The organism is Streptomyces sp. NPDC005494, assembly GCF_042872025.1.
GTDB lineage: Bacteria > Actinomycetota > Actinomycetes > Streptomycetales > Streptomycetaceae > Streptomyces.
In genome coordinates this window covers 70,896-94,594 of record NZ_JBIAJR010000002.1, presented here as the reverse complement: position 1 = coordinate 94,594, position 23,699 = coordinate 70,896, and the positions used below count along the sequence as shown (strand labels likewise).

Here is a 23,699-nt window from a genome sequence, read left to right as displayed (position 1 = left end):
CGTCCTCGGACGGATGGCCGGGAGGGCGGGGGCGTCGCATGGGACGGACAGGCCGGACGTGGTGGTGGCGGGTGGCCGGCGGGCTCGCCGTGCTGTGGCTCGCGGGGGGCCTGATCGTGGTCTGGCTGCTGTTCGGCATGCGGTTCGCCGCGCTGACCGGCATCCCGGGGCCGACGGGCACCTTCGTGGTCTCCGGCTGCTACGAGGGCTTCGAGGACACCGACATCAGCTGCCGGGGCACCTACACACCGTCCTCCGCGTCCTCGGGCTCCGGGGCGACGGCGACCCGCTCGCTGGTGCTCCACTCCTCCTCCGGCGAGCTGCGCCCCGGGACACAGCACGATGTCCGGCGCGTGGGTGACGTGGTGTTCGCGCCTTCCCCGCTGGGCGCGTCCGAGTACCTCACCTTCGCCGGCTGGACGGCCGTCACCCTCGGCCTGCCGGGTCACTGGCTGCTGACCTCGGCCCGCCGAGGGAAGCTTCGCGACGGTGAGGCCTACGTCTTCGTCTGGTTGTTCTCCCTGATAGGAGTCATCGCACTCGGCATCCTCGCGCTGCCGGTGTTCTGGTTCCTGACGCTCTTCCAGGGATAGGAGAGACCGCGGGCTCGCCGCCCGGCAGGAGCCGGGCCGATGGCCGGCAGGAGGGCCGGTCAGCCGGAGGTCCCTGCCGGCCGGCCTCGTTGACCCCGTACGCCCCCTGCGTTTCAGGCACCGGCGATTCGGCCAATCCTCCCGGCCGGACGGCGGCCTGAGCGCGGCGGCCGCCCGCGCGACGCCTTGCCCCGCAAGGGCCCCAGCCCGTCCGAAATCGAGCGCGTTCGATTCCCTTGGGCCGTCGTTGAGCCGAGCACCGCCGAACCGTCCCGGTGCGGCACGACTCAAGGAGCGATGCAGGGTGACTGTGACCGACGCTTCGGCCGCACCGGCGGAATTGCCTCCGCCTCCCCCACCGGCCGACATCACCTTCGAGGGCAAGCACGGCAAGAACCCTCTGGCCGAGGCCAGTTTCGGGGCACTGTGCATGCGCCTGCCCGCCGTACTCGGGCACACCGCGCGCCGGGCCTGGGAGGTGGACAGGGCAGGGGCCGTGCTGCTGCTCCTCTGCCAGCTCCTCACCGGCGTCGCGGCAGCCGTGGTCCTGGCGTTCACCGCGCGGGCCATGACGCATCTGCTGGACGAGGGCCCTGTCGCCGAACGCCTGCACGGGGCCCTGCCCGCGCTGATCGTGGTGACGGCGGCCTCGGGCGCCGGCCGCGTCGGCAGTGCCCTCTCCTCGTACGCCGACGGCCGGATCACGCCGCTGCTGACGACGGAGGCGGACATCGCCCTGGTCTCCGCGGTGTGCCGGGTCGAAGCGTCCGCGTACGGCGAGGACGGTTTCGCCGACCGCCAGGAGGCCGCAGAGGTCGGTGTCACCCGTACCCGGATGATGGTGCAGGACGCACAGCGTTTCCTGGCCGCCCTGGTGCGCATGATCGCCGCGACCGGAGTCGTCACGGCCCTGCACTGGATGATGCTGCCCCTGCTCCTGCTGGCCGTGCTCCCCGCCGGCATCGGCGCCGTGCTGTCGGCGCGGGTGGACTACGAGACGCACTACCTCAACGTCGGGGACCGCAACGTACGCTCCATGATGCGCTGGTGGGCCACCTACTCCCGGTACGGCGACGAGGTCCGCGCGAACGGCATGACGGGCTACCTCGTCCATTGGTACCGCGCCCTCTCCGACCGGATCGACCGCCGCACCCTCACCGCGGCACCCCGCATGCTGCGGATCGTCCTGGCCACCAGCGCCCTGGGCGGATTCTTCCTGCTGAGCACCTGGGCCGTGCTCGCGTGGCTGGCGACGACGGGGCGCGTCGCGCTGCCGGTCGCCGCCACCGCGGTGGTCGCCGTCCAGGCCACACTTGCCGCACTCTCGCAGTTCGTCGTCCACGGCGCCGCGATGTTCCACACCTCGCTCTACCTTGCGGACATGCGGACCTTCCTCGACATGGCGGCCGAACGCGCCCCCGCGCGCGGGAAGCTGACCGTTCCCGACCGGGTGGACGAGATCCGCCTCGACGAGGTCGTCCACCACTACCCGGGCAGGAGCGAGCCCGCGGTCGCCGGTGTCTCCCTCACCCTGCGGCGCGGGGAGATCCTCGCCGTCGTCGGCGAGAACGGCTCGGGCAAGTCCACCCTGGCCAAGCTCATGACCGGCATCCTCCTCGCCGACAAGGGCCGTGTCCTGTGGGACGGCGTCGATCTGGCGGAGGCGGACCCGGACGCCGTGTGGAAGCGGACCGCTCTCGTCCCGCAGAACTTCGCGTGCTGGCCTCTGCGTGCGCGCGAGAACATCACCCTCGGGCAGCCCAGGACGTACGACGATGACGCGGTATGGGAGGCGGTCGACGCCGTCGGTATGCGCGAGGCGGTGGAGAAGCTGCCCAGGCAGCTCGACACACTCCTGGCCAAGGAACTCTGGGGCGGTGCCGAGCTGTCCGGCGGCCAGTGGCAGCGGCTCGTGTGCGCCCGCGCGCTCTACCGGCGGACGCCTCTGCTGATCCTGGACGAACCGACGTCGCAGATGGATCCTCGTGGGGAACACCAGATCTTCCTCGAGATCAAACGCATCGCCGCCGAGCGCATGACCGTCGTCGTCACCCACCAGCTGGAGAACACCCGTCTCGCCGACCGCATCGTCGTCATGAGCGAGGGGCGTGTGATCGAGCACGGGGCGTACGAGGAACTGATCGCCGCGGGCGGCCTGTTCGCCGAACTCGTCGCCCTGGCCAAGGACCGGTAGAGCGCGGACCGGCCCTCGCGGAGCGCCGCCTGACCGCGCGGCTGCCGGCTTCCGTGAACGGCCGGCGCGCCGGACGCCTCCCTCTTCGGCTCAGGACGAGGCGTCGAGTTCGGCCCGCCAGGCGGGGCTGTCGACGTAGTGGTTGTCGAAGCGCTGGGCGGACTCGGCGATCTCCTTCGGGTCCGCCTCACCGCGCATGACCCTGCCGAGCAGCCGCAGATAGGCGAACCGGTCCATGGCACGGTCGAACACGAACAGTACGTCCGCGGTGGAGCCGGGTGCGGCGGCGAACGCGTGCGGGGTGTGGGCCGGTACCGCGAGGAAGTCGCCCTCCCGCAGGACCGTCACTTCTTCGTCCACGAGGACGCGCAGGGCGCCGTCGAGCACGAAGAAGAGTTCCGTCGCCCTGGTGTGGAAGTGCGCCGGGGCCCCCACCGCCCCTTCGGCGAAGGTGGACCGGTAACTGGTGAAGCCACCTTCCGTGTTGCCGCCCTCACCGAGCAGGCGCATCACACTGCTCGGGTCGGCGCAGGTCTCGGCTTCGGCGTGGCGGGTGAGAACAGGGGCGAAGGTATGCGTGTGGTCCGTCATGAGATCCACACTAGGGCCCAACAGGCCCACGATCCTGGGCCATTGGCGCCCTGGTCCACTGGGCCGATTCAGCGCGTGGGGAGCCTGTGGAGCGCCCTCGCAGAACCCCAGCGCGCACGCCCGGGCTCACGCTCCGGCGCACCCCGCACACATCCCGGTGCCTACCCGGACGCCGTTACGGCCGGCGCTGTCGCCTTCTACGGTGGGACGGTCGGCCGGCGCACGCCGCCGGCCCGGTGTACGGGACACGGGACGGCCGGCGCGCGCGTGGCCCCACCGCCTGTCTGCCGCAGAGAGGGTGCTCTTGAGCAGCTACGACCAGACGATCCTGTCGGACGACCCGGTGCTGTTCCTCGGACTCGGCGGAGCCGGGACCGAGGTCTCCCCGGGGGGACTGATCGCGACGTACCACGGCTCCCCCGCACACACCCACCTGCCCAACGGCGACACGGCGACCTTGTTCGACGGCACCTCCGGCCAGTACGTCGAAGTACCGGACAGCGACGTACTGTCCGTCTCCACCACGGGGGCGCTGACCATCGAGGCATGGTTCCGCCCGGACGTACTCGTCTTCCCGCGTCCGGAGGGCTCCGGTTACGTCCACTGGCTGGGCAAGCTCACCTACGCCACCGTCAACCAGTGTGAGTGGGTCGCGCGCGTCTACTCCGCGGACAACACCGAGGGCCGCGCCAACCGTGTCTCCGGTTACGCCTTCAACCCGCCGGGCGGGCTGGGCGCGGGCTCGTACTTCCAGGATCCCCTGAGGCCCGGCGAATGGATCCACTACGCCCTGGTCATCACGACCGCGCCGGACGGCCCGGCCGAGCCTCCGGGCCACACCAAGCTGTACCGCGACGGACGGCTGCGGGACCGCGACGCGCTGGCCGACTACAACATCGTCCCGGGCAACACGACTTCGCCGCTGCGCATCGGCAGCGCGACGCTGCGCTCCTACTTCCTCGGCGGAATCGGCAAGGTCGCCGTCTACCCCCGGGAGCTGTCCGCGGAGCGCCTCGCCGCCCATCACGCCGCCATGACCGCATGCTGACGGTCAGAGCGGCACCACGGCAGGCGCTGTGGGAACCGGTGCCCCGGGGACGACCCGTGCCGTCTTCCGCCCCACCGGTCGGGGGCGTCCACGCGCCGGCTCCGCTACTCGGAAACGGCCGGCGCAGGCGCCTCCGACGCCCCGGCCGCTGCCCGCACAGCCTCGGCGAGCCCGTCCGTGGCCAGCACCATGCCGACCGGGGCGGAACTGTTCAGGCACAGGCTGTGGCCCGCGGGGATGCGGCCGAGCAGATCCGCGAACGGCACCTGTTCGGAGCCCAGCCGCCCGGCGGCCTGGAGATAGCGCGGGGAGGTGAACACGGGGACCACCGCTGTGCCGTCGGGTGCCGCCGCGCTGACCGGCTCGCCGTCCGCCGTGACCAGTACGGCGACCTCCGCCACGGCCAGGGCGGCCACGACGTCCTCCGCCGGGCCGTAGCCCGTGGTGGCGAGCTGGACGGCGCGGTCCACATCGTCGGCCGGCTCGGGCCAGCCCATGGCCTCGGGCGAGGGCCGGTACTCCTCGTTGTCCTCCCACTCGACGATCACGCCACGGGAGTCGGAACGCCACTGACCGGCCACGGCCCAGGCCGGGGGCGGGCCCTCTCCCCGCCACGCGGGATCGGGCAGGTAGAGCCAGTGGTCCGGCGCCAGTTCGGCCGCCCGGACGAACTCCTCGGGAGGCACCGGGTCCACGGGAACGGCGGCAGTCACGGCACCCGAATCACTCATCTTGTCCTCGCTCACTGGGGATACCTGAGTCGCTGTCGCGACGCCCGGCCCGGGCCTGGTGCCGCGCGGGGGGTCCGCCCGCCGAGGTCTCGCGCGGTGCCCTCGTGTCGTCCACCGCTGCCTCCCGCAGTGCCCGCAGGTCGCCGGCCGCGGCCTCCCGCAGTGCCCTCGTGTCACCCGCCGCGGCCTCCCGCAGTGCCCGCAGGTCGCCGGCCGGGACGAGCAGGGCGGCAGGAGCGGACGGGCTGAGGAGCATCACGTCCCGGCCGGGCGGCAGCCGGTCGAGGAGGACGGGGAGCGCCATCACCACATGCGCGGGCAGGCGGTCCGGGTGCGTGCGGCCCGCCACCGGGAAGACGGGCACCGCGTGTGCGCCGCCGGGCGCCCGCGTCCACGTCGGCTCCCCGTCAGCGTCCACGCAGACAGCGACCTCGCCGGCCTCCGCGAGCGCCTCGGCGACGTCCGCGTCCGGCCCGTATCCCGTGGCGGCCAGGTGCAGGGCGGCGTCGGCGTCACTGACGGGCGGCGCCCAGCCGAGCGCCGCGGGCGAGGGGCGGTAGTCCTGATTGGTCTCCCACTCGACGATCTCGCCGTGCGCGTCACTGCGCCATCGGCCGAGCACGGCCCACGGGGGAGCAGGCTCGCCGTCGGTCCCGCCGAGCCAGTGCCGATCGGTCACCGACAGCCAGTGCTCGGGGGCGGTTCGGGCCGCCGCCACGATGTCTCCGGGTGGCTCCGGGAAGTCCGGCTCGCCGCGTGGGACTCCGACGGCCGGACGCGCGGACACGGGCGAACGCGCGGGTACGGGCCGAGGCGCGTGCCCCGGCACGGGCGTTTCCGGGGCTGCTCCTCCGGAGACGCCCGGACGGGACACGGCCGGACCGGACACGGCCGGACCGGACACGGCCGGACCGGAGACGCCCGGACCGGAGGCGCCCGGACCGGAGGCTGCGGGGCCTCCGGCGCCGGGCGCCGCGGCCGTAGCGGGTATCGGCCCGTGGGTGCCCTCCGGTGGGCCGCTATCGGTCGGCATGGGGTGCACTCCTGACAGTCACGCCGCGCGGATGCCCGGCTCGCGGATGAGGGAGCGTGGACATCTCATCACCCGTGCGCATCGCCGTCGTTACCCGCCCCTCCTCCGGTGCCGGGGGCCGGACGGCTCCCTTCGGCCGTTCCGGTGTCCGGCGGGGCGTGCAACGCCCTTCCGGTGTCCGGCGGGGCGTGCAACGCCCGTGCGTGCTCGTCCGGGAACAGCCCGTCCGGGGCGACGAAGGTGCGCAGCTCGTCCTCGGTCAGCGGGTACACGTCCCAGTACCGGCCCCAGTTGTTCACGTAGACGGAGGCCGACGAGCGGTCGATCTCGTCCAGGGCGTGCTGGGCGCCGGTCATCACTTCGTGGAAGCTGTGGTGGCCCACACCCACCAGCACGCTCACCAGTCCGGCTCTGATCAGGCCGAGGTCCACGGGCACTCCGGCGAGCCGGCGCAGCCGGGCCACATGCGTGAGGATCCGGTAGGCGCTGCCGGAGGTGCCGGTCAGCACCAGACCGGCGGAGTCCTCGGAGCGTGCCTGGAAGTCGGCGGACATCGGCAGCGTGTGCAGCAGGCCCGCGGGTGACCAGAGCAGGGCGCCCTCCCGGACCGCGAGGCGCCGTTCGGCAGGGCTGAGCGCGGGCCGGACCTCATGGGGCAGCAGCGGTGTCCGCAGCATCGCCTCCAGGTCCTCCATCTTCCGCGCCTCGTCCTCGGGGTCCAGCTCGGCCGCGAGGAGTTCGGCTTGCTCCTGCTCGAAGCGTTCGAGCTGCTCGCTCGTGTACCGGTCACGGCGCTCCAGAGCGATCACCGGGTGCTGAGGCTCGACGCCGCCCATGAGGTAGGGGACGAGGTCCCTGGCCACTCCGTTGAACAGGAACGTCACCCGCTCGCGCAGGTTGCCGGACTCCACGACCCGGGCGAGGCTCTCGTACGAGGTCCCGACGGCGCCGCCGTCCTCCCCGCTGTCGCTGCCGAACAGCCGGTAGTCCGTGCGGTTGTGCAGCGCGATGAGCCAGAGCGCCCGCGCGACCTTGCCGAACTCCGCGTTGACCTGCTCGTTGTCGCCCAGGTACGCGGCCAGCCGCTGCTCGAAGCGCAGCGCCTCTTGTGCGTACCGGACGCGGGCCAGGACCCAGTCCGGCGCGGCAAGTGGCCCAGGTGCGGCGTCCTGCTCAGGTGCCGGGGCCGACTCCGGCTCCGCGTCAGGCTCCGGCTCCGAATCGGGATCCGGGTCCGAATCAGGATCCGGGTCCGAATCAGGATCCGGGTCCAGGGACAGTGCCGGGAAGGACTCGAGCACGTCGGCGGCGCGCTCCGCCGGGCCGGCGAAGTCCGCGTCCGCGACGGACGCCTGACCGCTGCCGGCGCCCGGGGACGGTGCGAAGTGCGGATTGGCGACGTACGGACCGATCGGCATGCCGTACGCCATCGGCTGCGCGCCCCGGATGTACCGGCGGTGGACGCCTCCGGGGAAGAGAACCTCCTCCTGGTCGGGGAAGGGCGATGCCAGGCCCAGGGTGGCGTTCACGTCGATGCCGCCGGGGACCTCCAGGTCGTAGCGCCAGCGGTAGCGGTGGTGGAGGGCGGGGGCGCTCATCGGGTTCGCGCGGGCGCTGTCGCGGACGTAGTGACGGTTCGCTGTCGTGCTCGCGAAGACGGTGTGCGGGACGAGCGCACTGCCGCCGTAGACGTGGTCGATGAGGTGCACCATGTCGGGGCCGTACGGCTTGAGTCCCTCGCGGAACACCTGCTCGGGCCCGTCGGGGCTGAAGCGGTGGAGCGGGCCGTCGTGGTCCCGCCACAGCGCCTCGGGAAGCGTGCTGCCCGCCAGCGCTGCCGGATCCGCGGCGACGGTGGCCGGGGCGACGGGCGGGGTCGGGCTCACCGGTCCCGTGGCGGGCCAGCCGACCGGCACGGGCGAGGGGTCCGGCGTGCCAGGGGCCTGCGGCACCGTCAGCAGGCGGGAGGAGGCGACGAGTCCGCGGCCGGGCAGGTACCAGTCCCAGGCCGGCCCGTCGGAGTGCAGGCGCCCGGCCATGTCGGTGACGTTGCCCGCGGACGGGCCGTCCGGGTTGTACTCGCCCCGCAAGCCGAGCTGAGGCATCTCGGCCACGAACACGTGCAGGTCGGGGTCGTCCTGACCGTAGCCCCACACCGTGTGCCGATCGGAGGACGCGGCGACGGGGAAGGCCTCGGCCGTCTCGGCGAACCGCTGGTCGAACTGTCCGTCCGCCGAGTACGGCCGCTCCGCGACCGGCGGAGTCGGGCCGCCGGTACCCGCGTTCCACGCGGCGGTGTCCGACGTGCGCGCCGCAGGCCCTGGTACGGCCGGTTCTGCGGCAGCCGGACGCGGCCCCGTCCTGCGCCAGCCCCCGCCCCCGGGACGGGCGACGGTGGTCACACGGCCCGGCCGCGTGGCGTCTCCCCCGGACACGGTGACCGGGCCGTCGTAGCTCCACACGGTCCGGTCGTTCCTGAGCGAGTGCAGCTGCTGCGCGCTCGACGGTCCCGCGCCCATACCGGACACCAGCAGGACCAGGGGCCGTCGAGGGCTCATCAGCAGGTGGTCAGGGTCGGACTCCAGGAGTGCGAAGAACTCGCTCACGGGGACCTGCACGGTGCCGCCCGGCAGCCGCAGGACCACGGCGCCGGCGGAGTTCGTCTCCGCGTGGACGAGATACGGGACCGCGACGCCCTCCTGGGTCCAGGGCGCGAACTCCGGTGTGGACGCGCTGTTGCCGGGGCCGGCTCCGGCCACGTACAGACGTGAGGCGTCCAGTCCGCCGGGCGTGGGCGTGGGGCCCCAGTTCCGGCCCTGGAGGACCCCGCCGGGGGCGCGGATCCGGCCCTCTTCGGCGAACGCCCCCAGCGTCTCCAGGTGGAAGACGGCCAGCTCGCCCGGGTGGCCCGGATCCCGACCTGCGGCGACTGCCTGTTCGGCGAGCTCCCGCAGCCGGGCCTCGGCCGAGGCGTCCCACGGGGCGCCGGCGGGCAGGTGGAGCGCCGCGCGCCCCACCTGCTCCCGCGCCGCCGGGGGCATGGCGTCCAGCAGACCGGAGGCCCCGGTCATCGCCCACAGCGCGCGGGCGTACCCGCGCTGCGTGGGCGGACCGGACGTCGTCCGCAGCACGGCGAGCACCTCCGCGTCGCCGCCCCCGGTGATCCGGTCCAGGGCGGTCCGCAGCGCGGGCACGTCCCACACGGCGGTGAGCGCGGCGTCCCGGGGCGCGGCGAGGGCGTGGGCGAGCACGGCCTCGTAGTGGGCCGGTCCGAGAGCCGCGTGGTCGTCCAGCCGCTGCCCCTCCCTCTCGCCCGACCGCTGCCCCTCGCTCTCGCCCGGCCGTTGAGCGGGTTCACCGTACGTCCTGGCGAGGAGTTGCCAGAGCTCCATGCGCAGCGGGGTGAGCGCGCTCAGCGCCGGGTCGTTCGCCCGCAGCGTCTCCAGGGCGCCGATCCCGCGCAGGAGTCGCTCGTGACGGCCGCCGGGCACGCCGCGGTCGGCTTCCACCTCGTTGCCGAAGACCTGACGCAGCGCCCGTACCAGCCGCAAGGCGCGCGGCCCCTCGTCGTCCCAGGCGGGGAGGCCCGTGGGATACGGGAGAGGGCGCAGGCCGGCCGCCACGGTCACCTCGGCCGTGGCGGCCACCGGTTCGGGTACGAAGGTCTCGATGCGCGCCAGGGTGCCCTCGGGCGTCGCGGCGAGCAGCCGCGCGGTGTCGTTGTAGCCGGTCCTGCCGGTGGCCGCGGTGGTGACGCGCCCGCTGTGGTTGGCGGTGTGCTGCGCGAGCGCGACCTCCTCCAGCGGGTCCTCGACGAGCGGTGCGGGCCGGATGAGGGACTGCTCCCGCAGCGGGTCGCCGGCCACACCGCCGTAGCAACTGGCGACGTGGAGTTCGTCGCCGGCTGCCCGTGCGACCACCTCGGGCAGTCCGCCGATGTACCGGCCGCCGTCCTCGGCACCGAGCAGCAGGACCCGGCCGCGTCTGTCGGCGAGCTTCAACCCGCCGGGTACGCCGTGGGCGTGGAACGTGTAGACCGAGGCCTCCGGGTCGGGGGTGGTCTCCTCGGTTGCGACGGTGTGGAACGTGTCGCCGAGGCGGAGCACGTGCGCACGCTCGCGCATGTCCCGGTACAGCCTCAGCCGTCGTTCCCTCAGCCGCCTCCGGCCGTCGTCGGGCATCGACTCGCGGCCCTCGAACCGATGGTCCGTCCCGACGAGCGGGCGGGTGTCCACGTCGCTGTCGCGGAAACGGATGCCGTCGACCGTGACCCATTCGCGGTCCGCGGTCTCCCGGGGCCGCCGGGGCCCGTCCGCCGGCGGATCGAACGGCACCCAGTCGCCGTACGCGTCGCCGGGATCGGTGTCGAGGAGCGACGGCAGGTACGGGGCGGGCCCGGCCGCGGTGACGCCGACGGGGCCCAGGAGACGCCCGTCGCCGCTCGGCGCCCAGACCCTGCGGCCCAGTCGCTCCGCCACCGCCCGTGCCGTACGGCCGTACTGGGCGCCCGCGTACGGGCTGACCAGGACCACCGGGACGTCGCGCGGGAGCGACGTCAGCACGGGATCTGCCGCGAGCAGGCCGGCCGCCGTCTCCGGATCCAGCTCCCGGCCGTCGGCGACCACCGACTCGTCGTGGCCGCCGTCGGCCGCCACCACGTAGGCCCCCGCTCCCCAGGGTGCCGCCTCGTCCGCGACCGTGCGGAGCTCGCCGTCCCGCAGCTCGTGGAGCCGTACCCGCGAGGCGTCGACGTTCCTGATGCCCGACCCGGTCCAGTCCCGCCCGCGTGGGGTGCCGTGGCCGTCGGCCATAACAGTGGCGTCCGACAGCAGCGGGTCGGCCGCACCGGCCGGGGGCAATGAGCCGGTGGACGACGACCGCGAGGTGGAGGAGAAGGAGGAGACGGCGGGTGACGGCGGGGCCGAGGCCGGGCCGGACGACGTGGCGAAGGCCCACTGGGCGTCCGCTCCGGACGCACCGCCCGGAGGAGCCGCGGGCAACGGCGGCTCGACGGGGCGCGGTCCTTCCGGGGCCCCGTCCGGGTCGACGGGACGTGCTTCCTTCCAGTCGGCGGCCGTCGGGCTCGTCATCGTCACCAGCGAGTCGACGAGCGTCGGCACCTGGCTGCCCGTGTCGTCCGTCCCGGACAGGTCCGCCGGGAAGGGACTCCACCACACGCTCCGTCCCAGCCTCCGGGCGATCACGTCCGCGAGCTCCGGCGGCGGGCCGCCGACACCCGTCAGCAGCAGAAGAACGGGAGTCGCGAGGGCCCTGCGGCTCAACACGGAGTCCGCCGCGAGCAGTTCGGCGAACTCCGCCGGGCCGACCGACCAGGAGGCGCCGCCGAAGGCCACCTGGAGCCGGTCGCTGTCCTGGAAGTCCACGTATGCCAGGACCAGGTGCGGAGCGGGCCGGTCCTTGCCGTACGCGTCCTGTCCCGCCCAAGGGGCGCCGGTGAGCCCGCTCGGTGTCCGGAACGTACCCAGTTCGGGCACGAGGGCGGTCGCGGTCTGCCAGTCCCGGCCGCTGCCCACGGCAGGGCCCATCGTCGTGAGCGGCGCCGGGCCGCCGAAGGCTCCGCGCGTCTCCAGGTCGTACGCGGCGGCCACGTCCGGGTCCCTCATGTCCCGGCCCGCCGCGAACCCCCTGGTGAGCAGGGTGAGTGCCGCGCCGCGCAGCGCGTCGTCCACCTCGACGGCGGGGTCGAGGTGCAGCACCCTCGCGGCGTGGGCGTCCGCGCCCGGCTCTGCCGCGGCCTGGGTCCCCTCGGCCTCGACCCGCGCCCGGAACATCCGCGCCCGTTCGGCCGGGCCCACGTCGCCGGGGCCGGAGAGGTTCAGCGCGGCGACGGCCGCGTCGTTCACCGCGGCCGTGTCCTGGAGCCATCGTGCCGCCGAGTGCAGAACCGGCAGGTCCACGAACCGGCTCACGGGCAGGGAGACCCCGGACTGCCACGCGTGCGCGGCCGCCGCCAGCACCCGCCGGATGACCTGACGGTCCACCCCGGACGCGGCCTCCGGGTGCGCGGCGACCACCCGGCGCAGCAGGTCAGGCGTGAGCGGGCCGGTCGGCCCGAGGTCCGGGTCGGTGTGCCACATGCCGACGAGCGCGCCTGATCCGCGGATCAGGTCCACGAAGTCGGCGGCGTCCTCCACGTCGTGCCCGAGGAGCAGCTTCAGTGTCCGCACCAGACGCAACAGCTCGGCCCTGCTCCGCGGTGACGACTCGCCCGCGAACCCTGCGCGCGCCGCCAGCCGGTCGAGTTCCGCGTCCACGGGCTCCGGACGGCTGGTCTCCCACCACCACCGCCGTCCGCGCGCGTCGGTGAACAGCACCCGCACGGGGTCGCCCTGGTAGGTGAACACCCCCTGCAGGGCGTAGGACAGACGCACCCTGCGCCTGGTGACGTTCGCCAGATGCTGGCCGAGGGAGAGAGCGTCGTCCGCGAGCGGATCGGCTGCGAACGGTACGGGGAAGGAGTCACCGGCCTGCGACAGATCCTGCGTGGCACTGTCCTGCGGGGTCGAGGAGTAGCAGACCACCATGTCGATCCAGTGGTCCTCGGGCATGCTCGAGAGGCTCTTGCGCCGCCGGAGCCACTCCCCCGCCTCGTGCCGGTCGGCCGACCTCGACCCGCCGCCGGCCAGCGGCAGCATCAGGCGGCCCGGCAGGCCGTGTGCCGCCAAGTGGTACGCCTTGTCCTTCGGTCCGGGATCGTCCAGCGGGAGGGTGGCGGAGTAGGTGCCGGTGGCGCGGTTGTAGTGGACGTACAGCGTCATCTGGTCGAGGCGGCTGAAGTTGTCCTCGCGGCTCCCCGCGAGTTCACCGGGCTCGTGCAGGCTGCGGCCGATCTGCTGCCCGGTCAGGGCACTGATGATGGGCTGCGTGAGCACGTCGCGGTGCCAGGCCGGGGCACCGTCCCGGGCGTCCGGCGCGAGGCCGGGCCGGACCGGGACCCAGGAGCCGTGCGGGAGCCCGCCCCGCTGGATCACGGCGACGGTGCTCGGGGCGGCCGGATCGGGGTGGCGCCGCGCCAGGCCGCTGTGTACCCACACGGTGCGGCCGGTGCGCTCCGCGAGTGTGCGCGGCAGTTCCAGGTAGCGGTCGCCGGCGAAGGGTACGGCCATCACGATCGGGGTCTCGTCCGGCAGCCCTTGCCACGCGGGGTCGTGCGCGACCAGCTCGGCGAACTCGTCGGGGCCGAGGTCCCGCGATGTCCCGTCGGGCAGTCGCGCCGTCACCGCGTCGTGGCGCCCCTCGGCCAGGACGGCGTACGGGGTCACGTCCCACGGCCACGGGGAGAGGTCCAGCATGCCGCTCTGTGTGAACCCGTCCGCCCCGTCGGGCTGGAGCTCCTCCACGAACATGCTGTTCAGCTCGGCGGCGTCGGGACCGGTCCAGTTCAGGCCCGGCACCCGCGTTCCGTTGACGGACACGTACCGGACACGGTCGGCGGTGAGGACGCCTTCCTCCTCCATGGCGAACGCCCTGAGGGCGGCCAGGCTGTTCGCCCGCCCGGCTGCGAGCGCCCTCTCGACCTTCGTGTAGAGGTCCCTGAGCATCTCCGGGTCGACGAGGACGAAGGGGCCGAGGTGGAGAACGCTCCGGGCGACGGTGGCCGCGTCGAACGGCCCGGCCCGCAGAGCCCGTTCGCCGCGCCGCAGCGCGTCCAGGGTCTCGACCGCGGCCGCGTGTCCCGGGGACGTCACGGCGATGGTGGCCTGTCGGCCCAGGTCCGCGCGGTTGGCCGTGCCGGCGGGCAGGCCGGCGGTGGCGCCCTGGCCGGGAAGACGCGCCCGGCCACGCGAGGTGATCTTGAAGTCCTTGGCGGTCAGCCGCCTCCGTCCTGCCGCCGGGTTCCCCTGGAGGACGCCCAGCGCGTGGTCCAGTCCGCGTACGAACAACTCGTGCGCGGCCCGCGCGCGCTGGTCGCCCCTGCTGCGAGCCGCCTGCTCCCGCTCCTGCGCGGTGCCTGCTCCGCGGGCGTCGGCGCCGTACCCGGCGATGTCGGCCCTCGGGAGCGGCACTCGTGCACGCAGGTTGCGCAGTCCGGCCCTGGCGACCTGGAACGCCAGCCGGTCGATGCTCTCCTGCGCCTCGGTGGAGGGCCGCGTCTGCCCCTGGGCGTACGCGACGAGGCTCAGCCTCGGCAGCGGGCCCAGCGGACGGGCCGGTGCGGTGGCCGCCGGGGCGGCGAACACCGGATGCCCGCCGCCCGTGTCCAGCGAAGTCATGTCCGGGGCGGGCACGACCGAGCGGGTCATGTCCAGGTCGGGCATGTCCAGGCCGGTCGTGTCCAGGCCGGTCATGTCCAGGTCGGTCATCTCTGGACCGGTCGTGTCCAGGGCGGAGAGCCCTGTGCCGGGAAGGCCGAAGTCGATGCCGCCGAGGCCCACGCCGTGGTCGAGGCCGAGACCGAGGTCGAGGTCGAGGTCGTTCCACGCCGAGATGCCGACGTCGCCCGGGCCTGCGGTGCCGGAGGTGTCCAGGCCTGCGGTGCCGGAGGTGTCCACGTCGAGGTCGTCCAGGATCGCGTAGTCCAGGATCGCAGGGTCGAGATCGAGCATGTCGGCATCGGCTTCCGACTGCGCAGCAGGCCCCGGCTCGTCGTCTGCCTCGACGGCTCGGGCGATGTCCGTGGCGGGCGTGGTCCAGCGCTGCCGCAGGCCGAGACCGGCGCGGAAGGCGTCGGCCAGCTCCGTGGCCGACGCCGGGGCGGGCCCGGCGTGGGCCCCCACCTCCAGCAGGTGGCCTGCGACCTGACGCACCGCGTCCCGGAAGGCGTCCCCGGCGTACCGGAAGTCGGCGAGGACGGGGTGCGGCTCCACCGGCAGCACCAGGGAGACGGCGGCCTCCCAGGCACGCTCGGTGGTGGCCGTCCCGAGGGCTTCGGGCGCCGCGCCCTCGAAGTCGGCGTAGGCCCGCGCCCACAGCCGCCGTGACGCGAGCGCGGCCACCGTGTGCGTCCTGGACGACCAGGCTCCGAGCGCCGCCATCCGCACCCGGGCCAGCTCCAGCGGCGACAACGCGCCCGCGGGCAACCGGCCGTCGCCGCTCAGCGCCATCTCGGTCCGCAGGCCGAGGGAGAGCGTGACGCCCGCGGCCTCCAGCTCCTGCGGGCCCACGGTTCCCGACTCCTCCAGATCCGCGTCCGTTTCCCGGACGTCGGCCTCCACCGGCACATCGTCCTCGGTCAACTGGCGCGCCATCCAGACGCGTTCTCCGGCACCACGCGGAACGACCGGGATCGCGTCACGGGCGCGCAGGCCCCCGCCCCCGGCGGATTCACGCCCCGCGGCCAGTGCCTCCGGAGCGACACCCAGCGCCCACAGCCACGCCTCGGCGTCCTCCACACCCCGGCGCGCCTCGTCTACCGCCGCCCAGGCGTGCGCCACCGCCGTCCCGTCTCGGCCGGCTTGTTCCGCAGTCGCCGCCTCGGCGGCGGCGCCGCCCAGCGCGGCCAGCGTCCGCGCATGCGCCTCCCACGCCGCGTCCCGTTCCGCGACGGCGGTGTCCTGGCCGGTGGCGGCGGACGGGCCTGGCATCTGCGCCACGGGGCGGTCCGGCTCGGCGGCGACGGGGCGGGTGAGGACCTGGCGGACCTGGCCAGGGCGGTGCGGGAGCGCGGCGCGCGCGCCCTGACGCGTGCCCGGGTCCGTGGCGTGCCCCGGACCGAGCTCGTCCAGCAGGGCCTGGGCGTGCTCGTCGGGGAAGAGCCCGTCGCGCGCGACGTTCTCCCTCAACTCCCCCTCGTCCAGCGGGTAGATGTTCCAGTACCTGCCCCAGTTGTCGGTGTAGTCCAGGGCAGGGTCGTGGCCGGGAACGCCGTCCAGCGCCAGCTGGGCACCCCGCATCACCTCGTGGACGGTGTGGTGGCCGACCGTCAGCGAGATGGCCAGCATCCCGGCCCGGATCAGTCCGAGGTCCAGATCGAGGCCCCACTGCTCACGCATTCGGGCGGCGTGCAGCACGAAGCGGTAGGTGGACCCGGCGGTGCCGGTGGCCACCAGACCGCCCGAGTCCTCGGAGAGCCCCTGGAAGGCGGCGTTCATCGCGATGTCGTACACCGACGTCGCCGGCATCCAGGTCAGTCCGGCCTCGTCGACGGCGAACCGGCGCTCCGCCTCGCTCAGCGGCGGACGCGCCTCGTCCGGGCGTGCCGGGTCCGTCACGGGCGGCGGCAGCTCCTTGAGCGCGGCCTGCTTCTCCGCGGGGGTCATGTCCGACGCCTGGATCTCCGTGGCGCGCCGCATGTATTCGGTGTAGGTCGCGAGCTGCCGTCTGCTCGGCCGCTCCGCGGCGATCTCCGGGTGCTGTTCCTCTGCGCCGCCCAGCATCTCCGGCACGAGATCGTTGGAGATCCCCTCGTACAGGAACGCCACGAGCTCCCGCAGATTCCCGCTCCTCACCACCCGCTGGAGAGCCTCGCGGGATGTGCCGACGACGCCCGCCTTGAACTTGCTGGTGTCGCCGAACGTCGCCAGCGCCCGCGGGTACCGCTTGCGCGTCTCCGCCCACGCGGCGCTCGCCATCTTCCGGAACTCGGCGGTGACCGCCTCGTGTTCGGCCAGGTACTCGCCCAGCCGCCTGTCGAAGGCGACGGACTCCTCGGCGTAGCGGATGCGCGCCAGGACCCACAGGGGTGCGTCGCTGTTCCTGCGCTCCGGGCTCGCCAGGACGGATCCGCCCGGCGGCCGGGACCTGACGCGCCCAGGGGTGGGCACGGTCTCCGCGGCCTCGAGCCGGGTGCTCGCGGATGCGGCGGTCTCGGGCCGCGTGACCGGCGGCTCGGTGGTCGTCGTGGGTCCGGTGGACGCCGGCCGCGTGCGTGGGGGCTCCTCCGGCCGAGCGGCTTCTCCGACTGGGGTGGTGTCTCCGTGGGGCCCCGCCGGGACCTGGCGGTGATCGTCGATCTCGATCGTCACCACGCGTCCCTGGGCCGGGTCGGTGGCGCTCCGCACCCGCTTGGCGGCCTTGACCAGGCCGAAGTCCCGTACGCCGACGCGCGGCCCGCTCAGGCCGGTCTGGAAGGTCTCCAGAACCTGGCCCAGCCTGGCCCCGAGCGCCTTGGCGACGGCGTCGGCCCGTTCCTGGCCGCTGGCCTGCGAGCGGTTGCCGTGCCCGGTGAGGGTGACCGAGGGCAACGGAAGGCCGTGGGCCCGGTTCCACAGGCCCGCGCGCGCCAGCGAGAGCGCAAGACCTTCGATCGTGCGGTCCGCGTCGGCCGGAACGCCGCGCTCCCCCTCCTCGAAGGGGACGGCCTGCTGGTACCAGCGCGGCGCGTGACCGTGCAGCACCACTGTCGTCAGCGGGTTGGCCACCGCGGGCGAGGAGTCGGACAACAGCGCCGCGTTGACCTCGTGTGCCGACTCGCCCGGGCGTTTGCTGTACGCCTTGAAGTACCACAGGTCCTTGCTGTCCATCACCGGCGCAGCGGCACGGATCAGATCCTTCGCACGGGAGCGTGCCTGGGACGCCTCGCGCAGTGCCAGCGCGTGCTCGGGCCGGTCCTCGTCGAAGTACCACGGCAGTTGTTCCGCCTGGTGGACGTCTGCGAGGGCCCTGGCCACGCGTGCGAAGCCGTTCAGCCGGTCGGTCTCCGCCTCGTCCTCACCGCGTTGCCGTGCCCCGGCGGCGCGCTGCTCGGCTTCACGGGCGAACCTGGTGAGTTCGTCCTCGCCGTGACGGTCGAGGTTCTCGTCGATGACGTCGTCGAGGAGGTCGGCCGGGATCTCGCTCCGGGAGTGTGTCTCGTTCTCCAGCGTGATCTGGTGGGTGCCGTCCTCACTGGCCAGCACCACCTGCGCGAAGTGGTAGGAGGCGTGCGGGCCCACCCGGTCGCCGGGCTTGGCGTGGTTGTGCGTGAACAACTGCGCGCCGCCGTCGTTCGTGGTGCTGACCGACTGGATCAGATAGCCCTCGCCGACACCCGCCCACGCGTACTCGTTCACGCCGATGCGCTGTGCGGCCGAGGCCAGCGGGGTGCGCAGCGGGTTGTTCTGCGGCTCGTAGCTCAGGGCACGGCCGTAGCGCTCTCCCGGCGTGGGGGCTCCCACCACGCCGCCGGTGAAGCGATGGTCCCGGCCCGCCTGACGGGCGGCCCAGCGGGGGGTGACGTCGGCGGCGGAGCGCGTGCCCTCGGCGACCTCCGTCAGTGCCTGCGCCAGGTGGTGGGTTCCGGTGACCTCCCGGCCGTGCTGCCCGTTCACCGGGGCAGTCGACACGACCTCGCCGGTGGGGCCCCGGAAGGCGATGTGGGACAGGGGCGCGCTCGCCGCGCCTGCCACCATCTGCGCGAAGTCCCGTGTGAACGCGTGCTCCGAACCGCCGGAAGCGGTCAGGAACTCCGGCTCCACCCGGAACAGCGGCTCGCCGTACGTACGGTCCTCCGCCGGCAGCAGCACGCCGGCCGACTCGTCGGCCTTGAGACGGATGCCGGCCCCGGCTGCGGCCAGCCGCGCCGACGAGCGCTCGATCGCCGCGCGGGTGGCGTACACCTGCCGACTGCGGCCGGTCGTTCCGTCGTCGCCCGCGAGCGTCGCCAGCGTCCGGTCCTCGGAGATGTGCAGCGGCGGCCGGCCGGCCATGGGAATGGTGCCGAGATCCTGTCGCGGCAGGACCAGCGCCTCGGGGCCGGCGCCGGCCTTGACCTCCCCGCCGGACAGCGGGAGCGGCTGGGTGAACAGGACTCCGGTGCCACGCTTGTCGATGACGCCGTAGTCGCGTGTGGTCAGTGGCCGCGCGCGGCGGCCCTCGATCTGCCGTTCGAGGACGGCCTGGTCGACCATGCGGTCGAACTCCGCGTCCCCGTCGCTGCTGGACCGCTCGTCGTCGCTGTCCGGGTCGGGCTCGCTGTCGGTGTCGTCCCCACTGCTCAGATCACGGGCACCGGGCAGCCCGCCGTCGGGGGCCGGGTCGGCCGAGGCCCAGCCGGCACCGGTGTTGCCTTCGCTCAGTTCGAGCATGAGGTGGCGGGTCCCGGACGTCGGATGCGTGGCCACACCGACGGGCGCCTCCGGGTACCAGACGCGGCGGCCTGTCGTCCCGGCAACGAGGGAGGCGACGGCGGCGGCGTACTCCGGGGGAAGCACGAGGACGATGTCGGCGCCGCCGGGCCGCTGGGAGTCGTACGAGATGAGCATCGCCAGCTCTTCGGCGCTGTCCACCCGGAAGGTCCGCCCCGGCATGGCGATCCCGACTGCGCGGCCGTCCGCGTCCGCCGCGACCAGGTACGGGTTCTTCCACGGAGCGGGCCGCGGGATGACCCGGCCCCGGCCCCGGACGGCGTAGGACGCCAGCTCCGGGGTCGGCTGCCCCGGCCCGGTGAAGTCACGCCCGACGGCGTTCCCCTCGTCGTCGCGCAGCAGCGTGCCCTCGTCCAGGGCGCCGCTGCCGGTCTCGATCTGCCGCTCCACGAAGTACAGGGCGAGGTCGTCGACGCTCGCGAGGTCGTCGGAAGAGGCGTCGAGCGCCAGCGAGCCGAGCAGCCGGAAGTCCGCGGGGCCTGGCCGGGTCCTGCCCCCCATGTGCAGGACCTGCCGGGTGACGCGCTTCAGGTCGTCGCGCAGCGTCTGCGCCGTCGAGTGCGCGTCCGCCTCCTCCCGGACGAGGTCGTACAGCGCCTCGGAGGTCTCCCGGAGGCGGGTGCGCGGAATCGTGCCGCGCTGGGGGCCGAACAGCGTGTCCAGCCAGGCCGGTTCGGCCCAGAACGGCCGTTCGTCGTCGTCCTCGTCGTCGGAGTCCGACTCGTCGGACGCCTCCGCCAGTGTGGGCAGGGCGGCTCCGGGGGGCAGCGGTGGCGGCACCGCACCATCTGGGCCGGTCTGCGGGGAGGCCTCCGGGAGCGATACCGGGTCCACCCATGCCGGCTCCCGGATCTCCGCCGGCGCGCTCTTCCGCGCGTCCGCCCAGGTCATACCATCCGGAGTGGTGTGCGGCTCGATCTCTCCGGCCACCGCCGCCCAGATCTGGAGGTGGCGCGGGCGCAGTCCGCTGTGCGCGAGGCCGTCGGGGGCCTGCTCGCGGAACTGCCCGAGCAGGCTGCCCGGCGCGTGGAGCCGGTCGGCGTTGCTCGCGTCGCGTGTCTCGTCCCGCAGGAACAGCTGGTGCCCCAGCTCGTGGGCGAACTCCACCGGTTCGGCGTCGGCCCACCACGCCCGCTGGTTCATCTGCTGGTCCCGGCCGACGAGGTCCACCGTCAGGTGGGGGTTCCCGTCCGCCCGGACCGACTCCACGGTGACGTGCAGCCGGTCGCCGTTGGGCAGCTTGTGCCCCGGCCCGTTGTAGAACTCCTCCACTCCTTCGAGCACTCGCGCCATGGCGGCGTCGGTATCAGCCTGTCCGTCGCCCGGCCGGAGGGCGAGCCGCACTGTGAGGTCGGTGACGGTCTCGCCGGCGTGGGTGAAGCGCCGCACGTCGAAGGCCGAGCGCACGACGATGCGCGGCCGGTCGTCGAGACGGGCGCGGGGCGGCTCGGTGGAATCGGTGGTCTCCCGGAGCGCGATACGCAGGGCGGTGTCGCCGCCGTCCTCCGGCACCAGGTACAGGGCCGAATCGTCCGCCGCGATCCGGTGGGGTGCCGCGTCCTGGTCCAGGTCGGCCATGACGACGGACAGGGTGTCCATGTTGGCCACGCGGCCGATCCAGCCGGTGTCACCCCGCAGGATCACGCCCTTCGCCTCGTGGACGAAGTCGTGGCCGAACCGCGTCCACCCGGCGGGCGGGATCTCCGTCCCGTCCGGGAGCCTGATGTGCCCGGTGTCGGCGACCTCGTAGCGGAAGGGCTCCGAGCGGGACTCGGCGGGGCGCGTGTACGTGAACCACCGGTTCGGCAGAGCGTCCGTGGTGGCCGTCACGTCGTCCGCGGTCGGCACGGCCGGGGCCTTGCCCTTCCCGGGCAGGTCCGTCGCGGGTGCCTCCGTGGCCGGCACGTCGGCGGCAGGCACGACGGACGCCGGCTCGACGCCGCCGAAGCGGGGCCGCATGACGGTGACCGGGCGGCCGATCGGCCACTGCTCGGCCACGGGGTCGAGGCCGTCGTCGGGCGAGCCGCCCAGCAGGCCTCCGGACCGGGGGCCGCGGGGACCGCGGGTGGCGATCTCCCGCAGTCCGCCGCGGTGGTCGTCGACCGTGATGTGCACGGCGTCGGCGGTGCCGGACCCGTGCCCGCGCTCCGAGCCCGGATCGACCGTGATCGCGTCGGCGGTGAGGTGCGGTCGAGATGCACCGTCCTGCAACGCCGCGAACGCCTCGGCCAGCTCCTGCCGGAACGACGCCACCACCGCCTCGGCACGGGCCTTCGCGAGGTCCCGGCCCGTCAGGAGCCCGCTGCGCAGACCGGTGACCTTGACGTCGGGGAGCGGCAGCCCGTTGTCGGCATTCCACAGCGCCGTCCTGGCCACGATCTTGGCCAGGTACTGCATGGGGGGCTTCGCGCCGTCGGGTGTCTGCTGGGCACCCTTCTCGAAGGAGATGGTCACCGGCAGTGCCTGCTGGCCGCGGAGCACGACTGCGGTCAGCGGGTTGGCCTCGGCGGCGGGCCTCTCCTCCAGCAGTTCCGCGTTGGTGTCGTGGGCCGACTCACCCGGCCGCTTGGAGTACATCCGCATGTACCACTGATTCTTGCCGGGGATGACCTGTTCGAGCTGGCCGATGCGCTGCGCTGCGGCGCGGGTGGCCCCCTCCAGTGCCCGCTCGGCGGCAGCGCGCTCCGGTGAGTCGGCGGGCGCCGCGCGCATGTCCGCCTGGGCCTGCTTCGCCCGCACCAGGGCCAGCGTCAGGTCGAGGTGGGCGCGCAGCTCGGTGAGGTGCTCGTCGGCGCCGGCCTCCTGTCGTTGCTCGATCTCCCCGCGCAGTCGCGCCGCGGCCTCCCGCAGCGCCTTCAGGTTGTGCACCCGCAGGTTCGCCTTCGCCTCCCCGCGGTGCCGGGCGTTCCGCTGCGAGGACCGCGCGTGGTTCTCCAGGGAGATCTGGTGGCTGCCGTCCTCGCTGGCCAGGACCACGGTGGCGAAGTGGTAGCCGAAGTGCGAGCGGCTGATGCCGGATCGCGGCTTGGCGTAGTTGTGTTCCAGGCTCGGCTGGCCCTGGGCCCCGGCCGCCGCGACGGACTGGACGACGTAGCCCTCGCCGACGGCGGCCCACGCGTGCTCGTTGACCCCGATCCGTCTCGCGGCGTCCGACAGTGCGTCGCGGCGCGGGTCGTCCGGCTGGTCGAGGCTGAGCGCGCTGCCGTAGGCGTGGCCGGGCAGCGGGCCGCCGTCACCGCCGGTGGGCCGGTCGTCCCGGCGGACGTACGAGGACGCCCAGGCGGGATCCACCCTGTCGGGCGCCACGTCGCCGTCCGCGACGTGGCCCAGGGCGTCGGCCAGGTGGTGCGTGCCGGTGACCTCGGCCCCGTCGGAGGCGTTGACCGGCGCGGTGACCATCTGGCCGGTGCGGGAGTCACGGAAGACCATGTGCGACGTGCGGGCGTTGTCGGCCAGCATGTCGGCGAAGTCCCGGCAGATCTCCTCCGATGACTGCCCGGATCGGGTGAGGAAGCCGGGCGTCACGCGGAACAGTCGCTTCGTGCCCCCGTCGGGGGTGGGCAGCAGGATGCTCAGGTCCTCGTCGGTCCGCAGACGCATCGCGAGGCCCGCGCGCGCCAGACCGACCGACGCGCGGGCGACGGCTTCCGCCGTCGCGAAGACCTGCTGTCCGTACGCCCCGTTCTCGACCGCGAGCGTACGGTCCGAGGCGATCCGCAGGACGGGCCGCTGGCTGGCGAGTGTCTCGTAGTAGCCCTGCACGGACATGGCCAGTTCGGGGGCGTCCTCCTTGCCGACCAGCGCCTGCGGGGTCTGCCAGGTGGTCCGGAGGTCACCGGGCTTGCGGAAGAGCACGCCGTCACCACGGTGGTCCACGACCCCGTAGTCCCTCGTGGTCAGCGGCTTCTGCCGGCGCGCCTCGATCCCGTCAGCGGGCTCGGACCTGTTCTCGTACAGGTCGACGATGTCCGCGACGTCCGCCTCGTCGCTGTCGTCCGCGTCCGGTCCGACGGAGGCCCATGCCGTGCCGACGCCGTCGGGGACCGGCCCCAGCGTGATGTGGTCGGTGCCCGACCGCCAGTCCGTCGACAGCCGGGGGCCGTGCTCCGAATACCAGACCCTGGAGCCCGTCAGGTCGGCGACGTGCCGAGCCAGGAACGCGATGTCACCGTGGGGGAAAGCCAGGACGACATCGGCTCCCGGGGGCCGTGCCGGGTCCCGCGCGACGAGCCGCGCGAACTCACCGGTGTCGTCCAGGGTGAGCCGGCCGCGCGGCGTCATCAGGTGGACGGCGTCGGCACCCTCCTGGGCGAGGACCACGTACGAGTCCGTCCAGGGGGCGGTCCAGGTGACCGGGCTGCCGTCCTCGCCTTCCAGGGCGTAGGAGTTCAGGGGCGGCGCCTGGTTCCCGGTGCCGGTCCAGTTCCGCCCGGTTCCGGCCTCCGACTCCACCTGGGTGTCCTGGGTCAGGACGGCGTCGTGCT

Annotated in this window: 7 protein-coding genes (1 of these 7 only partly in view); 3 read left to right on the top strand and 4 right to left on the bottom strand. The window is 73.8% G+C overall.

The features are described from left to right. The first annotated feature begins 38 nt into the window (after window positions 1–38). Both ACFYQ6_RS06265 and ACFYQ6_RS06260 read left to right on the top strand, forming a co-directional pair. Complete coding sequence (locus ACFYQ6_RS06265; RefSeq protein WP_361573305.1) at window positions 39–593, top strand: hypothetical protein; 555 nt, start codon at window positions 39–41, stop codon at window positions 591–593. A gap of 304 nt (window positions 594–897) precedes the next feature. Beyond that, complete coding sequence (locus ACFYQ6_RS06260; protein WP_361573307.1) at window positions 898–2,787, top strand: ATP-binding cassette domain-containing protein; 1,890 nt, start codon at window positions 898–900, stop codon at window positions 2,785–2,787. Window positions 2,788–2,877: 90 nt separating this feature from the next. Here ACFYQ6_RS06260 and ACFYQ6_RS06255 read toward each other — a convergent pair whose 3' ends face one another. Next, window positions 2,878–3,378, bottom strand: coding sequence for a cupin domain-containing protein (locus ACFYQ6_RS06255; RefSeq protein WP_361573309.1), 501 nt, complete (start codon window positions 3,376–3,378; stop codon window positions 2,878–2,880). A 304-nt stretch (window positions 3,379–3,682) separates the two neighbouring features. Here ACFYQ6_RS06255 and ACFYQ6_RS06250 point away from each other — a divergent pair, with 304 nt between their 5' ends. Continuing rightward, window positions 3,683–4,426, top strand: coding sequence for a LamG-like jellyroll fold domain-containing protein (locus tag ACFYQ6_RS06250; protein WP_361573311.1), 744 nt, complete (start codon window positions 3,683–3,685; stop codon window positions 4,424–4,426). Between the two features lie 104 nt (window positions 4,427–4,530). On the opposite strand, the gene ACFYQ6_RS06245 is transcribed toward ACFYQ6_RS06250, so the two are convergent. The 3 genes from ACFYQ6_RS06245 to ACFYQ6_RS06235 all read right to left on the bottom strand — a co-directional run. Further along, entirely contained in the window at window positions 4,531–5,157 is a 627-nt protein-coding gene (locus ACFYQ6_RS06245; RefSeq protein ID WP_361573313.1) for a type VII secretion system-associated protein, read from the bottom strand. Next, window positions 5,150–5,875: a type VII secretion system-associated protein gene (locus ACFYQ6_RS06240; RefSeq protein ID WP_388761038.1), complete on the bottom strand. Its 726-nt coding sequence runs from the start codon at window positions 5,873–5,875 to the stop codon at window positions 5,150–5,152. The genes ACFYQ6_RS06245 and ACFYQ6_RS06240 overlap by 8 nt, the downstream gene beginning before the upstream one ends. Before the next feature lie 383 nt (window positions 5,876–6,258). After that, window positions 6,259–23,699 carry the 3' portion of a lonely Cys domain-containing protein gene (locus ACFYQ6_RS06235; protein WP_388761035.1) on the bottom strand. The gene runs 14,176 nt beyond the window's last position, so only the last 17,441 of its 31,617 coding nucleotides appear in the window; its start codon lies beyond the right edge, outside the window; its stop codon occupies window positions 6,259–6,261.